Genomic DNA, 14,455 nt, shown 5'->3' on the forward strand with positions numbered 1-14,455 from the left:
GGCATCAGGCTGAAAGGGACTGACCGAAAGAATTGAGTCATTTGGACTTCACCATACCTTTCGCCATCACTTCACGTATCTTGCTGGCAAAGTCTGACGGGTTGGATTGGTCTTCTTCAGTGATCACAGGCTCATCAAAGGCATGCAGCGTGTTAATGGTTGTTGCCGTGATACCCAGCAAGATCTGCTTTCCAGCGACATCAACCAGGGCAATTCGCTCACGGGTTCCCATCGGTAGAGTCGCAACGATTTTCATATGGCCACTGCCCGTCAGAGTCCCCTGTCCAACACGTTTTAATAGCCAGGCAGCAGCAAACACCAACGCCAATACAAATATTAACCCCAGAAGCACCTGAAATAGATAAGCACCCTGACTTGGCATTGACGCTGCTGCCTTACCCGCCTGAGCAACCCCTCCATCAGGGTCTGCCGCAGCCAGAGTTGAGAAGGAAATCAGGCAGCCTAGACCCGTTAATAATTTTGCGTGCAGAATCCGAAAACCTGATGGCAGACTCATTGCGACTCCATTGTGTCAGCGTAGACGTTTGATCCGTTCAGCCGGACTGATGACATCGGTCATACGTATGCCGAACTTTTCATTCACGACAACCACTTCGCCGTGAGCAATGAGAGTGCCATTCACCAGCACATCCAGAGGCTCACCGGCTAATCGATCCAGCTCGATGACCGAGCCTTGGTTAAGTTGTAGCAGATTACGAATGGTTATGGAGGTGGAACCCACCTCCATGGCAATGGTGACGGGAATATCAAGAATCACATCCAGGTCGGGGTTTTGCCCTCCCGCCATCGGTGCAGTCTCGTCCTGGAACTCATTCAGTTCCAGCTGATTCACATCCTCGTCCGCGCTGCCAGAGCCTTCCGCTTCGGCCATAGCCGCAGCCCACTCATCCGCCATGGCGTCCTGATTGACGTCACCGCCCTCTTCTAACGACTCGTCGTTCAACAGATCATCATTGCTCATTGCTATCCCCTGACCTGGCATCCAGGCTGTTGCTATTCTGAAAAACTGACCGATCAATCAATTCGTTGACTCTTAGGGCCAAATTGCCATTGGATTGACCGATTTGACTGCGAAACATCGGTACTTTGTTGGCGGTCACCACTTGATATTCACCCATCTCAATAGGCACTACATCCCCAGCTTTCATATTGACGATGTCCCGCAGGGTGATCTCCCTGCGAGCCAACTCACATTCCAGTTCGACCTGAGCCTCCATGACGTCATTGCGAAGCGCTGTGATCCAGCGATCATCACGTTCATCGGTATCGGACTGCAGGCCCGCATCCAACATTTCGCGTATTGGCTCAATCATGGAGTATGGAATCGTGATGTGCAGATCACCACCCCCACCATCCAGCTCAACATGGAAAGTACTGACAACCACCACTTCACTGGGGCTGACAATGTTCGCCATGGATGGATTGACTTCGGAATTGATGAATTCAAAGTCGATCGGCATAACCGCTTTCCAGGCTTCGGCCAAATCCACAAACGCCTGATCCAGAACCATCTGAACAACACGTAACTCGGTCGGGGTGAATTCACGCCCTTCAATTTTTGCGTGGCGGCCATCACCACCAAAAAAGTTATCTACCAGCTTGAACACCAGCTTGGCATCCAGAATCACCAGTGCCGTCCCCCGCAATGGGCGAAACTTCACCATATTTAGACTGGTAGGCACATACAGTGTATGGACGTATTCGCCAAATTTTTGAATCTGTACACCGCCGGAAGACACGTCGGCAGACCGACGGAGCAGATTAAACATGCTGATGCGGGTATACCGGGCAAAACGCTCATTAATCATTTCGAGCGTTGGCATACGGCCACGGACAATTCGATCCTGACTGGTTAAGTCATAGGATTTGACCGCACCCGGATCCTCATCACTGCTGGTATCGACATCACCGTCGTCAACACCATGGAGCAGCGCATCAATCTCGTCTTGTGAAAGTAAGTCCTGCACACACTTGTCCTGTGTTAGTTCTTTCGATTTATTGACGGTTTACCAGTCGTTTGCTCACTACTGCATAACAAACGCGGTAAACAACACTTGCTCAACCCCCGGCTTACCGGTTTCTTGCTCCAGCAGCTTTTGCACTTCTCCAAGAGACTGCTGACGCAGCAGCTCTTTGCCTTCCGGAGTTTGCAGCTCGGCGTAATCCTGGCTACTGAAAAGCATTAACAGGCCGTTTTGCAACAAGGCACTGTGCTCTTCGATATCCGCCAACACCTCTGTATCTCTCATCATCAAGCTGATTTCAGCCTGTAAAAACCGCTGCCTCCCCCGGACATTGAAACTGATAATCATGGGAGGCTTCATCGGATAATAGATCGCCGGTTTTTTGACCTCTTCCGCAGCTTCAGCCCCGTCTTCCGAAGCCTGCTCACCATCGACAAGCTCCGCGCTTTCAGGATCATCAGACAACAACCCCAAAGCCATTAAGGTTCCCCCGGCAGACAACGCCATCAACACTACGCCAATAACGATTATTATGACGATCTTTTTCTTGCTGGTGGTGGTACCCAGTTCCTCGATATCGTCGTTCTCTTCTGCCATGTCAAAAACCTGTCGTTTATTCGCGATAAACATAGAACAGCAAGAGGCATGCCATACGCATACTCTAGCCACAAGATGGCCGTATTCAAAAAAGAAAGAGTGTTAGGGCAGCGTCTTTAAGCCCGAGAGAACGCAGATAACATTACGAGACAGAGAAGATGGAACGGGTAACTAGAAACTGCCGAAAAAGCTTCAGAGTCAAATAAACCAGCTCTGAAGCTTTCTCACACAGTAGTTCGGGGATAAGGATTAAACAAGTAACTTGGGATCAGCAAAGTGAATGCTATTAAACAAACTGATCAACAAGGCCCTGGGTGTGCTTAACCACAACAGATTCTGCCGGAGCATCACCTGCGGCGAGGACATCACCGCTACCGGCTGAATACCCCTCTTGTTGCTGTCTCTGCTGCTGGAAGGATTGATCAGACACATCCACATCCACCAAATTCAGCCCTTCAGCATCAAACTTTTCTCTCAGGCGCACAGCCGTCTGATCAAGCGCCTCACGCACAACTGCATGCTGACTGGCAAAACTCACACTGGCCTGATCCTGATTCAGCGTCACTCGCACCTGAAGCTGACCCAATTCCGGCGGATCCAGCTGAATTTCGGCGGACGTCAGGTTTTTAGTGGCCATAACCGCGACTTTTTCTGCAACAGTGTTATGCCACTCAGGCTGTCCTAACTCACCTTTATTGGTGGGCACGGTAAAATGAGCTGAACTTTGGGATGCAGCGGTCGGACGCGCATCATTACGCTGAGACGCTGCCAGCAATGGATTATCCCCTGCTCCCCCTCGCGTACCCTCTCGGAATGCATCTGTCTCCCCATCAGAGCTCAAGGCCCCCAAAGCCTGCTCAACAGCTTGTGCAGCTGCCCCGCCCGAAGACGACTGAGGAGAGCCCGATCCAGTACCAGTAGTATTTGCTGAAATCGCGCTGGCTAACAACGATTGCGACGGCCCATCACTACCCGCAGTTTGAGTCGCCGTCAGACTCCCCCCATCCGTTAGTACCTGTCCGTTCGTAGCAACAGCACCGCTCGCACCATAGGCGACTCCGTATGGCATACCGTTACCAACGCCATAGCTACCCAGCGACGAGGCGCCCGCAGGAATGAATGAAGACTGAGCAGCCAAGCCACCCGCAGCCGGATCACCCTGGCCGGTAAAGGCTGCAACCGCTGCTGCAATGGATTCCAGTGAAACCTCACCGGGTTTCAATTCCACCGGGGCATCATCTACAACCTCACCCATGCCACTGTTTTGCATCAGGCTGTTAGTTTGACGCTCTGCGACATCCGCCGCTTCAGGTACATCAGTCATGACAACCATCCGCTCAGACGCCGAGACGCCGTTAGAATCAGCGTGCTGGCCATCCATTCCGTCGAGTAGAGACTCTCTTGAAGTGGTTTCGGTTGGTGATTTATCGGCCACCTCAACCTCTATTCCTTCAGCAGAATCATGAAGACCGGTGGCTTTGGTCGATTGAGCCCCTATAGATCCTGCATTGGCCTCCAGCGCTTCAGGCGGCTGGGGCTTCCCATCCACTGGCTGATCAGAGTCAGCCAACCCACCTTCCTGCTGACGTGCCTCCAATCTGGCTTGTTGTCTATCTTCTTCCAGCTTAGATTCCTGCAGGCGGGCCTCCTGCTGCCTCTTCTCTTCCAGTCTGGATTCCTGTTGACTGGAGGCTTGCAGTTTCTCCTGACGCTGCTCTTCAAGCTGCCTCTGCTCCATTCGCTTGGCTTCAGCTCGCTCGGACTCAAGCCGCTTCTGCTCCTGCACCCGATCGGACATGTCCTGAGCGGCACTCTTTTTCTCAGATGCGTCACTGAGCAAGCGCTTAAACTCTATTTGCGAATCAGAAGCTATACTCCTGGAAGACACAGTTCCAAGGGACTTAACGCTGTCTGCCCGATTGGTCCCTATCGCAAAAGACACATTGGCGGTAGTCGAACTCATGGTCACTCTCTCATCGTCACAGCGGCAAGACTTTACCGCTTTGAGGCTATTTCGTTAACGAGAGAGGGAAATGCAAGGTCGATGCCAAAGATCATCAAACCGTGGTCTTTGGCTCATAGAATGGGGCTCATAGAATGGGGCTTATTCAATAGGGCTTTTGAATACATCGACGAGGCTAGACAGCCCTGAGAGAGACTAGACAGCCCTGAGAGCGGAAGTCACACGCTGAAACTCGGCTTCAATTCTCTCGAGAGTACTCGCAAGGTCTTCAGTTTGTTGCTGTTTAGCTTTTGTTTCCACATGGAAACACAGTTCGGACATAGTCGTAGCCCCAAGATTACCACTACTGCCTTTCAAGCTGTGGGCAGTCTGCCTCAGAGCATCGGCATCACCGGCAGCCAGTTGTTCACACAATTCGGGGATACGTACCTGACAATCGTCAAGAAAGGTAGTAACGAGCTCCTGAAAGTCCTCACCCATAACTTCCTTCAGCATAACAATGGTTTCTGTATCAATTACTTCGCTCATGATCACTCCTTCTAAAACGGCTCTAAGCCTTATTGTTATTTTAAATGTCCGGTTTTGTTATTCTAATCGTCTGAGAATGTTATTTTAATTGCCCGAACTTCGTTATTTTAATCATCTGAACTCCAGTGGAATGTGACTTCAACCTGATTTCCGAGATCATTGTAAGAAAGTGAATCACAGAGGGAGCGAAGAAGCGGTATTCCACGACCGCTGTATTCTTTTGACTCTAACGTGTTGTTGATATTTTCTTCGTGCTCAAAACCAGAACCGGAATCCTGCACCCGAATACTCAGTACACCCCCGTCGTCCTGTAACTGATGCTCAAGATCGAACCGAATAAACCCCTCTTGCAAGACCTCTACCCTTTTCACTCGCTCCAGATAATAGTGTTCAAATCCTTCCGGTGTCGCTTTCCAGGCAGATGGTAACGCTAATATGCCATGCTCTAAGGCATTGGAATAAAGTTCTGCCAAGATGGTATACAGCGTTCCACTATGTGTCCTCAAACCCGGCACTTCGACCAGGATATTCAGCAACAGAGGTAGAGGATCAAACATCCTCAGGGTTGAGGGTTTCAGCTCCAGACCGAGAGACCACTCAAGTAGCCCTCCGTAGCGATGGCGGGTCGCCTCATAGGGTTGCTTCAGTGCACGATCCGGATGATCCATTGTCAACTCAATCAATGAGAGATCATCGTCACGCTCCCCTTCTGCGTACTCATGCACAGCACTCAGAACTTTCTCAAAAATCCCGTCCTCTTCGGAACCTGAAGTTTTGTCTGAACCTGAGCCCGGATCGTTCTGAGCATGCTCTGTAAACAATTGCATCAACCGCTCTTCACCAAACATCTCACCCTGTCGATTACGGGATTCAATGATGCCATCAGACCACATATAGAGACGATCTCCCGGGGCCATCTCCAGACGCACACAGTCGTCTTTGAACGCTATATCATCAAGGACTCCCAACGGTAGATGGGTAGAGCGGATGGTATCCACCACACCGGTATCGGCACGATAGAGATAACATTCCGGCAAACCACCATTCCAGACTTTCACTGTGCCCTTGGCAAAATTCATGTCAACAATAGTGGCGCAGCAAAACACCCCCACCGGAAGGATTTGTTTTAACTTGAGGTTAATCTCCCGCAACACATCAACAAGGTTGAACCCCTTTTGAACCATGCCATAAAAAATGGACGCCAGAGGCATAGCGCCAATTGCAGCGGGTAGACCGTGTCCGGTAAAGTCTCCCAGTAACACCATCATGCTACCGGATGGCCGGACGGCTGCGACAATCACATCTCCGTTGAAAACCGCCAGAGGGGATAAAAAATACTTAACATTGGGCGCATCCATACAGCCTGTATGGGCAATGTTATCGAAAACTTGTTTGGCAACCACCTGCTCTTGGACGAGGTGCTGGTTGTGAGAGGAAATCTGATCCCGCTGCTCCTGCATCACACGGTGCATCACACGCATACGGGAAAATGCTTTGATTTTGGCCTGCAGAATCACCCGATTGTAAGGCTTGGATAAAAAGTCATCGCCACCGGCATCGAGACATTTTACCAGAGATTTGGTGTCGGTTAGTGAGGTAAGAAAGATGATGGGAACCATTTCCTCACCCGCCAGGGCTTTAATTTGGCGGGCGGCCCCAAAACCGTCGAGACGGGGCATCATGGCATCCAGTAAAATCAGATCTGGCCTGTGCTCCTGATAGGCATCCACCGCTTCCTGGCCATCACAGACGCTGATAACACGATGGCCTTCTTTTTTGACGATGGTCTCCAGAATTAGACGGTCAGAGTCCGTATCATCAGCGATCAGTATGGTTTGTTTTCCGGGCACGGGCATTTGTTTTCCGGGTACAGGCCCATTGTTTTATGAGTACAGGCCTTAATTTTATGAGTTCGGCCTGACAGCCACCTTTTACTGGATATTAAAAAGCTGCTCAAAGTTGGAAATCATCAGGATTTTTTTAACGTCGGAGCTACAGTTTACAATCTCAATTTCAGCATCATTACCGCTGGCATGATCACGTAATAACAGCAACATGCCCAAAGCAGAACTGTCCAGATAAGTTGCTTCAGCCAAATCTACCAGATAGCGGGAAGGCTGATTAGTCAGGGACTCATAGCTGCCTCTAAATTCCTGATGCGCACTAAAATCAAAACGCCCCTGGATAGATATTCTCAACTCCTGTCCATCCTCAGATACGCGAGATTGAATACCCATAGTTTTTTCTAATTCCTCTTTCGGCGGTGGCACGACCCTTCCGTAACACCACATTCAACCTTGTCATATAGATTAATGTAATATCGGTTAAGGTAACTGCTGAACTTCTGTAATACTAGACTAATATTAAACCCCTTACCGAATCCAGCATTATCCTGCTATTCGCATCATAATTTGAGCTTGGGAACACAATACAGCGGGAAGAAAATGGCGCCGGCGTGTGATAACAAGTGACAAACCCTGCGCTGGGTCTGGCATACGGGGAATGATGAATAAAAATACAGTGCTTGCTTAGCGTGAGCGCCTCAGAAAGACAGAAGAAAGTTCATCCAACTCCTTCTGCAGCTGTTTATCCGCTAACAGACTTTCATCCTGTTTGATCTTTTCGATCAGTTGCTCAATATTTCGGCGGCGTTGATAGCACTCCTGCCAATTCTGCAAACACTTGTCTTCATTTTGCCGAAGTTTCTCAATTTGGCCAGCCTGTGTCTGACAAACAAAACTCAGCTGTTCAAGAAACCGCCGGTCGTTGATCATACTGTAGGCGCTCTGCCCGCTCTTCGGTTGATTTAAAGACTGGATATAACCCTGCTGGTACTCTTCAACCTGCTGCAACTGTTGCTGGGCCTGCTCGACCTGACGACGGCTTTGCTCTAACTGACTGGCTGCGCCTTCCTCTGTACGGACTGCCAGTTGTAATACAGTGAGCATCCTTTGCGATCGCTTGATTGCCATGCTTTACCCTTAGTACAACTTTTTACAATTACAACCATTTACCATCGCGCCAGTTAGACGCGTTTGTTTTAAGCTGCACCGGACATAACGGGAGCCATCAACACCTGTAATTGCTCGCATGCCTCTTCAAACATCACCGAATTCCCAAGATCCTGCCGCACAAACTGCTTCATATGTGGACTGCGCTCAATAGCACGGTCAATAGCCGGGTCTGTACCGGTCCGGTAGGCTCCGATGTTGATGAGATCTTTATTCTCCTGATACAGCGATTGCGTTTGCTTGAAGAGCTGCATTTTCTGCAGGTGCTCTTTCGGAACAATATTCGGCATCGCCCGACTGATGGAGGCCTCTACATCAATCGCGGGATAGGTCCCCTCTTCCGCCAAGCGCCTTGAAAGCACGATATGACCGTCGAGAATGGCCCTCGCTGCGTCGGCGATCGGATCCTGAAGATCATCCCCCTCCGTCAAAACGGTGTAAAAAGCGGTAATGGAGCCTTCACCTTCAGCAGCATTACCGGCTCTCTCTACCAGTTGCGGTATCTTGGCAAACACAGAAGGTGGATAACCCTTGGTGGCTGGCGGCTCACCGATGGCCAGCGATATTTCCCGCTGTGCCTGTGCGTAACGGGTCAGTGAGTCCATTAACAGCAACACATTCTTGCCCTGATCTCGATAGTATTCAGCGATCCGGGTACACAACTGAGAAGCTCTTAAACGCATCAACGGTGCGTCATCTGCCGGCGAAGCTACGACTACCGAGCGGCTGAGGCCTTCTTCTCCCAACGTGTGATCAATAAACTCTTTAACCTCGCGGCCCCGCTCACCAATCAGACCCACAACAACCACATCAGCCGTGGTAAAACGGGTCATCATTCCGAGCAGCATACTTTTACCCACGCCACTGCCCGCAAACAATCCCAGCCGCTGCCCACGGCCAACCGTGAGCAAAGCATTAATTGCACGAATGCCCACATCCAAAGGTTCACTGATCGGGTGGCGGTGTAACGGGTTGATGGTGTGAGGCGCAAAGTCCAGAAAATCATCACCCTGCCAAAGTGCCTTGCCATCGAGAGGTTGACCCAGGCCATTAATGACACGACCCAATAATTGAGACCCAATGCGTATACCGTTATTGGCTCCCAGAGGCCTGACAATAGCACCTGGCTGTACGCCTTCTACGTGTTGAATCGGCATGAGGTAAACTTTATTACCGGAAAAGCCGACCACCTCCGCTTCAATACGACGCCCGTCACCGGTAACGACTTCGCACTGATGACCCACGGATATATTCAACCCCACAGCTTCCAGAGTCATTCCCACCAGACGAACCAGCCGCCCTTCGGCCTGAGGAGTAAACTCAAAGGTCCTTTGAGGCCGATAACCTTTCAGCTTTTCGAGCAGGCTCACAGAGGGTTCTCCGATGTGGGTTCATTGGAGGATGGCTGACTGTTGGCTAAGGGCTGATTATTGGCTGAGGGCTCGTTATCGGCCGAGGGCTGACTATTGGCTGAGGGCTCTTTATCGGTTGAGGGCTCAAACTCTGCCCCGAACGTTTCGGGCGTATCCATTACGGATTGGTGTACTTCAGGTTCAAATACTTCAGGCTCGGATGGCACCGCCTCTTCAGTGTCGGAACTCACTAATTGCTTGTCCAGAAACTGGGAGAACATGGCCTTCATTCGGGATTCGACACTGAAATCGATCAGGCTTTCTGCACTTTCAATGCGACAGCCGCCCGGCTGCATGTCGCCATCTCCGCGGAATAGCCAAGGTTTCTCATGATCCTGCGCGTAGGTTTCGACCAGAGCCAGATCATCGGGATTCAATATGACCTTGATCGATTCTGCGCCGACCGGAAGGGCCTGAACTGCGCGCTGCACAACGGAGAGAATGTGTGAGGAATCCTGAACGAGCTCACGCTCAATGACCTGTTCGGTCAGAGTCGTGACATAACTCAGCAATAGCTGCTGCAACTGATCTTCCTGTTGCTGTATCGGCTCAACCAAGGCCTCCGCAACCTGCAGCAGCTGGCTTACCTGCGTGGTCAGTTTTTCTCTGATTTCTTCCTGAGCCTGGGCCAACCCATCTTCGTAGCCCTGTTTTTTACCTTCGGCAATACCTTTGACGACACCTTCACCGTAACCGAGATCGAAACCTTCTTTCTCTGCGGCGTCCGCCATGTCCTGCAACTGATCGGCGGTTAAGGGTGCATAGGACAGCGCCTCATCGCCCACATCCTCGATCAACTCTCCATGAGCCTGAGAAGTGCCGTTCGCCTGAGAAGCTGATTGGGATTGTCTTTCACGCTCGTGCTGAGCCTTTCTTTCAGCTTCAAGCTTCTGTCGTTTTTTGGTTTCCGCCGACAGAATATTGGCTCCTCTGCCGACTTCCGGCAGGTTCCAGCTGTTGCAGTTCTGCAGGTCTTCGGAGGCAATAAGATTTGGGAGTTTAGCGATCATAACTCAACCGTTACCTGATCTATGGAGCGTTGAAAAAGTAAAGCGTGGTTCGTATCACACCATCTGCTCACCACTGCCTCCCAACATGATCTCACCCGCATCCGCCATGCGGCGGGCAATAACCAGAATTTCTTTCTGCGCACCTTCAACTTCTGACAGTTTCACCGGACCTTTCGCTTCCAGATCGTCTTTCAACAGCTCAGCAGCACGCTTGGACATATTCTTGAAGATCTTGTCCTGTAAATTGTCGTCAGCGCCCTTGAGGGCAACAATCAATATATCGGACGACACTTCGCGCAACAGCGCCTGAATACCGCGATCATCCACGTCCCTAAGGTTGTCGAATACAAACATCAGATCCTGGATCTGATTACCCATATCCTCGTCCACATCTTTGATGGAATCCATCAGGTCCGCTTCGATGACACTTTCAAGGTGGTTCATGATCTCAGCAGCCACCTTATAACCGCCCATCGCTTTGGTTTGTGAAGCGGCGTTGCCAGAGAATTGCTTCTCAAGAATATCATTGAGTTCCTGCAGGGCTCCGGGCTGTACAGTATCGAGCGCGGCAACTCGCATCATAATGTCGAGGCGAACCTTCTCGGTAAAATACGCCAGAATTTCGGCAGATTGATCAGGATCGAGATACGCAATCACAATCGCCTGAATCTGCGGATGCTCATTGCGAATGATGTCTGCGACAGAGCGGGCTTCCATCCACTTCAATGTATCGAGACCGGTGGTATTGCCCCCCAGCAAGATACGATCAACCAAACCATTAGCCTTGTCTTCACCCAGCGCGGTTACCAGCATATTACGGATGTAGCTATCGGCGCCCATGCCAAGGCCTGTCAGGGTTCCGACCTCGTCCAGAAAACCACCTAAAACCGCTTCAACAGTACTCTGCTGAACATTCGACAGCTGCGACATGGCCGTCCCCAGACGCTGAACCTCTTTGGGACCCATGTGCTTGAGGATCTCGGCTGCATCGCCTTCGCCCATACTCATGAGCAAAATTGCAGCCTGCTCGACCTTGGAGATTTTCAAGGCTGGAAAAGCATTGCCTTGTTCTGACGGTACACCTTGCGCTTCACTCATATTCAGACACTACCCTTCTTCATTGACCCAGCGCTTAATCACTTGCGCCACACGACCGGGATCTTCTGCAACCAAGCCTTTAATGGCGTTCAACTGCTGTTCGTAGCTTTCTTCCGGACTTGGCAGGGCCAAGGCCTCTCCGCCAGTCAGGGTTACGGTTTCATCGGATAACCCCTCAAAATTATTCAATCCGGAGGATTCCAGTGCTGCCAGCTCTTTGGCCCGCTCATCCTCTTTTGACTTCGATCCTGAACTGGACAGACTCTTCAATACGGGTCTGAGTAATCCGAGAACCAGCGCGACAATAATCAACAAACCCACAATTTGCTTTGCCAGAGACGCAAACCAGGCCTGCTCCCAAAAAGGAACGTCCTGAATGGTGATTTCTTCCTGCGCAACAAAAGGTGAATTCAGGACATTGACACTGTCGCCTCGTACCTCAGAATAACCTACGGCGTTACGCACAATGGTCGACAGGCGATCCAGTTCTTGATCGCTCCAGGGTTCCCGAACCTGATCGCCCGTAGCCGGATCTATCGTGACTCGATCGTCAACCACAACCGCAACGGTGAGGCGACTCAGACTGCCTTTCTGATGCTTAGTGTAGCTGACGGTGCGATCAAGTTCGTAATTACGTGTGGCTTCTTTGCGGGTATTTTTTAGTCGCTCTGCAGCCTGAATATCCTGAGCATCCATCGCCACTTCCGGTGCGTCACCATCCAAAGGCGGTTGATTGGTCAAAGCGCCGGGAATTCCAGCAACTCGGTTGTTGCCACCATTAGACTCTTCCAGCGTTTGTTCACTGCGAACCGCCGGCACTTCAGGATTGAACGTCTCGTTAGCCTGCTCAACCTCGGTAAAATCAATATCGGCACTGACTTCAGCCCTGAAGTTCCCCGAACCAATAATCGGCTCCAAAATGCTGTTGATACGCTGAACAATATCCCCCTCAATTTTGCGGCTGTAATCACGCTGCTTGCCGGCGGCAATCATGGACTGATCTTCCTCACCCAGAGAAAGCAGATTACCCTTTTGATCTACTACTGTGACGTTTTCCATGGTCAGCTCAGGAATGCTGGACGCCACCAGATTGGAAATCGCTTTGACCTGCTCCGGCTTGATCCCACGGCCAGGATAGAGCTCTACAAATACGGAAGCCGAAGGTCGTCTTGGATCGCGGACAAATACCGAACGTTTTGGTATCGCCAAGTGAACACGGGCATTGCGGACAGAGTTGATGCTGACAATGGTGCGAGCCAACTCACACTCAAGACTGCGGTGATAACGGGCGCCCTCCATAAACTGACTGGTTCCGAGAGGCTGCTCTTTATCCAGCAACTCAAAACCCACCGATTGATCTCCTGGAACACCGGCCGCAGCCAGTTTTAAGCGAGCCTTGTGAATGTCCGCATCCGCGACCAGCAGCACACCGCTGACATCGTCCATTTTGAACTTGATGTCGTTGCTTTCGAGAATCTGAATAACTTCAGAGGAGTCCAGATGATCCAGACTGCCGTACAGAGGACGATAATCTTCACCCTGAGTCCATAGCACAACAGCAAAGCCAATAGCCACACTGGCTGCCAAGGCCACCATAAGACCCGCCTGCCGAATCAGGTTCAGATTATTGAACCCTTCGATCAGATCGTTGGTCGATGTAGTCTGAGCGCCCGAGGACAGCTCAGTATCTGTGGTATCTGCGGTAGTCATGGACGAGGCCTGATTTCCTTTTAAGAAATGAGTAACTGCTAAGAGCAGAAAACACTAATACCTTACTGCTTAACTTCTTAACTTCTTAAGTCTACGGTTACACCGGCATATTCATGACGTCGCGGTAAGCATCAATCAACTTATTGCGCACTTGGACCATAGATTGAAACGACACGCTGGCTTTCTGAGACGCCACCATGACATCGGTAATATCCACATTCGGATCGCCGAGTTCATAAGCCTGGGCAGTACTGCTGGAGGCCTGCTGAACGCTGTTCACTTTATTGACGGCCTGATCCAGCATTTGCCCAAAGGAAGGAACATCCTGAGCCTTTGAGACATTCAGCCCCTGCCCCGCCAAACCGGCAACGTCTTTCGCAGCCAGGTTTTCGGGCCGCTGAAAGGCCTGAGCCTGGGTTTTCATTGATCGCATTTCGACCAGAAGACGATTGATATCCACTCGATCTGTCATGATATGTTTCTACGACCTCGCTTTGGGTTGATCCCTGCCTGCCGATTTCTTTAACGCAGGTTTTCGCTGTTCAATGTTGACGCTGTTCAAGCAGTGACAAATCTTTGGCAGTTTGCCCTGAGAAACAGCTCTTTTCTTGATAACTGCACAAAGCAGGCCAACATTTGCCGCAGGCAGTCTATTGCCGCTTTTTCTCCCAGACGCCTAGCCTCGGGAGCCTCACGGCTATTGCCCTTACCCGCCCCCTGACGCCACCTGAATGTCAACGCCATCAATCCGTCACACATATTTCATCAAATGATCACGTTGAAAGCTTGACCCCTGCAAACAAATCGGTATATTTTTCACCCAGACCTAAACAATAAACTATTAAAAAACCACCAAGCCAACGGTATCGACACGGAGGAATATCGATATGAGCAGTGAGGTCTTAAGCACCAGTAAATCTAGTAAATCCACCGCCAAGAGCAGACGCAAAGCCAGCTCACAGTCACAGGCTGAAACTTTGGACGCACGGCGTAAACTCGAGGAGCGCTTAGAAGATATGAGACTCAAAAAGGAAACCATTGAGTTCGACTTCGACTTCGCCTAGCAGTGCAGAAGCTTTTCAATTCAGAGCCTGGTCTCCAGACGGAGATCACAAGCTTTCAAACAAAAAAGGCCGAATCT

General features: G+C 50.6%; 15 protein-coding genes. 1 reads left to right on the top strand and 14 read right to left on the bottom strand.

The features are described 5' to 3' along the window. Nucleotides 1-37: 37 nt before the first annotated feature. From fliO to fliE, 14 genes are all read right to left on the bottom strand, one after another. Nucleotides 38-517: a flagellar biosynthetic protein FliO gene (fliO, locus tag ACTG33_RS06095; protein WP_439134310.1), complete on the bottom strand. Its 480-nt coding sequence runs from the start codon at nt 515-517 to the stop codon at nt 38-40. Nucleotides 518-532: 15 nt separating this feature from the next. Then, entirely contained in the window at nt 533-982 is a 450-nt protein-coding gene (fliN, locus tag ACTG33_RS06100; protein ID WP_439134311.1) for a flagellar motor switch protein FliN, read from the bottom strand. Next, on the bottom strand, nt 972-1,988 hold the full coding sequence (gene fliM, locus ACTG33_RS06105) for a flagellar motor switch protein FliM (RefSeq protein ID WP_439134312.1): 1,017 nt from the start codon (nt 1,986-1,988) through the stop codon (nt 972-974). Before fliM ends, fliN begins: the two co-directional genes overlap by 11 nt. Before the next feature lie 57 nt (nt 1,989-2,045). Continuing rightward, the gene (locus ACTG33_RS06110; protein ID WP_439134313.1) at nt 2,046-2,582 is read right to left on the bottom strand and encodes a flagellar basal body-associated FliL family protein; all 537 of its coding nucleotides are present in this window, start codon (nt 2,580-2,582) and stop codon (nt 2,046-2,048) included. A gap of 286 nt (nt 2,583-2,868) precedes the next feature. Beyond that, on the bottom strand, nt 2,869-4,545 hold the full coding sequence (locus tag ACTG33_RS06115; RefSeq protein WP_439134314.1) for a flagellar hook-length control protein FliK: 1,677 nt from the start codon (nt 4,543-4,545) through the stop codon (nt 2,869-2,871). A gap of 195 nt (nt 4,546-4,740) precedes the next feature. Next, complete coding sequence (locus ACTG33_RS06120; protein WP_439134315.1) at nt 4,741-5,073, bottom strand: Hpt domain-containing protein; 333 nt, start codon at nt 5,071-5,073, stop codon at nt 4,741-4,743. Between the two features lie 107 nt (nt 5,074-5,180). Next, on the bottom strand, nt 5,181-6,929 hold the full coding sequence (locus ACTG33_RS06125) for an ATP-binding SpoIIE family protein phosphatase (protein ID WP_439134316.1): 1,749 nt from the start codon (nt 6,927-6,929) through the stop codon (nt 5,181-5,183). Between the two features lie 75 nt (nt 6,930-7,004). Beyond that, nucleotides 7,005-7,310: an STAS domain-containing protein gene (locus ACTG33_RS06130; protein ID WP_439134339.1), complete on the bottom strand. Its 306-nt coding sequence runs from the start codon at nt 7,308-7,310 to the stop codon at nt 7,005-7,007. A 291-nt stretch (nt 7,311-7,601) separates the two neighbouring features. Then, a complete protein-coding gene (fliJ, locus tag ACTG33_RS06135) occupies nt 7,602-8,045 on the bottom strand; it encodes a flagellar export protein FliJ (protein ID WP_439134317.1) in 444 nt (147 codons plus the stop codon). A 68-nt stretch (nt 8,046-8,113) separates the two neighbouring features. After that, nucleotides 8,114-9,469: a flagellar protein export ATPase FliI gene (fliI, locus tag ACTG33_RS06140; protein WP_439134340.1), complete on the bottom strand. Its 1,356-nt coding sequence runs from the start codon at nt 9,467-9,469 to the stop codon at nt 8,114-8,116. Then, complete coding sequence (locus ACTG33_RS06145) at nt 9,451-10,506, bottom strand: flagellar assembly protein FliH (RefSeq protein WP_439134318.1); 1,056 nt, start codon at nt 10,504-10,506, stop codon at nt 9,451-9,453. Before ACTG33_RS06145 ends, fliI begins: the two co-directional genes overlap by 19 nt. Nucleotides 10,507-10,560: 54 nt before the next feature. Beyond that, complete coding sequence (gene fliG / locus ACTG33_RS06150; RefSeq protein WP_439134319.1) at nt 10,561-11,604, bottom strand: flagellar motor switch protein FliG; 1,044 nt, start codon at nt 11,602-11,604, stop codon at nt 10,561-10,563. A gap of 9 nt (nt 11,605-11,613) precedes the next feature. Next, nucleotides 11,614-13,314: a flagellar basal-body MS-ring/collar protein FliF gene (gene fliF / locus ACTG33_RS06155; protein ID WP_439134320.1), complete on the bottom strand. Its 1,701-nt coding sequence runs from the start codon at nt 13,312-13,314 to the stop codon at nt 11,614-11,616. A gap of 97 nt (nt 13,315-13,411) precedes the next feature. Further along, nucleotides 13,412-13,786, bottom strand: coding sequence for a flagellar hook-basal body complex protein FliE (gene fliE, locus ACTG33_RS06160; RefSeq protein WP_439134321.1), 375 nt, complete (start codon nt 13,784-13,786; stop codon nt 13,412-13,414). Nucleotides 13,787-14,201: 415 nt separating this feature from the next. On the opposite strand from fliE, the gene ACTG33_RS06165 reads away from it, so the two are divergent. Then, on the top strand, nt 14,202-14,378 hold the full coding sequence (locus ACTG33_RS06165) for a PA3496 family putative envelope integrity protein (RefSeq protein ID WP_439134322.1): 177 nt from the start codon (nt 14,202-14,204) through the stop codon (nt 14,376-14,378). Nucleotides 14,379-14,455: the final 77 nt, after the last annotated feature.

Source organism: Pseudomaricurvus sp., assembly GCF_965662505.1.
Lineage (GTDB): Bacteria > Pseudomonadota > Gammaproteobacteria > Pseudomonadales > Cellvibrionaceae > Pseudomaricurvus.

What these genes read in the sequence shown, in the direction of transcription:
- fliE (WP_439134321.1), bottom strand. Translation starts at nt 13,786, where the DNA reads ATGACAGATCGAGTGGATATCAATCGTCTTCTGGTCGAAATGCGATCA.
- ACTG33_RS06125 (WP_439134316.1), bottom strand. Translation starts at nt 6,929, where the DNA reads ATGCCCGTGCCCGGAAAACAAACCATACTGATCGCTGATGATACGGAC.
- fliO (WP_439134310.1), bottom strand. Translation starts at nt 517, where the DNA reads ATGAGTCTGCCATCAGGTTTTCGGATTCTGCACGCAAAATTATTAACG.
- fliN (WP_439134311.1), bottom strand. Translation starts at nt 982, where the DNA reads ATGAGCAATGATGATCTGTTGAACGACGAGTCGTTAGAAGAGGGCGGT.
- fliG (WP_439134319.1), bottom strand. Translation starts at nt 11,604, where the DNA reads ATGAGTGAAGCGCAAGGTGTACCGTCAGAACAAGGCAATGCTTTTCCA.
- ACTG33_RS06145 (WP_439134318.1), bottom strand. Translation starts at nt 10,506, where the DNA reads ATGATCGCTAAACTCCCAAATCTTATTGCCTCCGAAGACCTGCAGAAC.
- ACTG33_RS06115 (WP_439134314.1), bottom strand. Translation starts at nt 4,545, where the DNA reads ATGAGTTCGACTACCGCCAATGTGTCTTTTGCGATAGGGACCAATCGG.
- ACTG33_RS06165 (WP_439134322.1), top strand. Translation starts at nt 14,202, where the DNA reads ATGAGCAGTGAGGTCTTAAGCACCAGTAAATCTAGTAAATCCACCGCC.
- fliJ (WP_439134317.1), bottom strand. Translation starts at nt 8,045, where the DNA reads ATGGCAATCAAGCGATCGCAAAGGATGCTCACTGTATTACAACTGGCA.
- ACTG33_RS06130 (WP_439134339.1), bottom strand. Translation starts at nt 7,310, where the DNA reads ATGGGTATTCAATCTCGCGTATCTGAGGATGGACAGGAGTTGAGAATA.
- ACTG33_RS06120 (WP_439134315.1), bottom strand. Translation starts at nt 5,073, where the DNA reads ATGAGCGAAGTAATTGATACAGAAACCATTGTTATGCTGAAGGAAGTT.
- fliF (WP_439134320.1), bottom strand. Translation starts at nt 13,314, where the DNA reads ATGACTACCGCAGATACCACAGATACTGAGCTGTCCTCGGGCGCTCAG.
- ACTG33_RS06110 (WP_439134313.1), bottom strand. Translation starts at nt 2,582, where the DNA reads ATGGCAGAAGAGAACGACGATATCGAGGAACTGGGTACCACCACCAGC.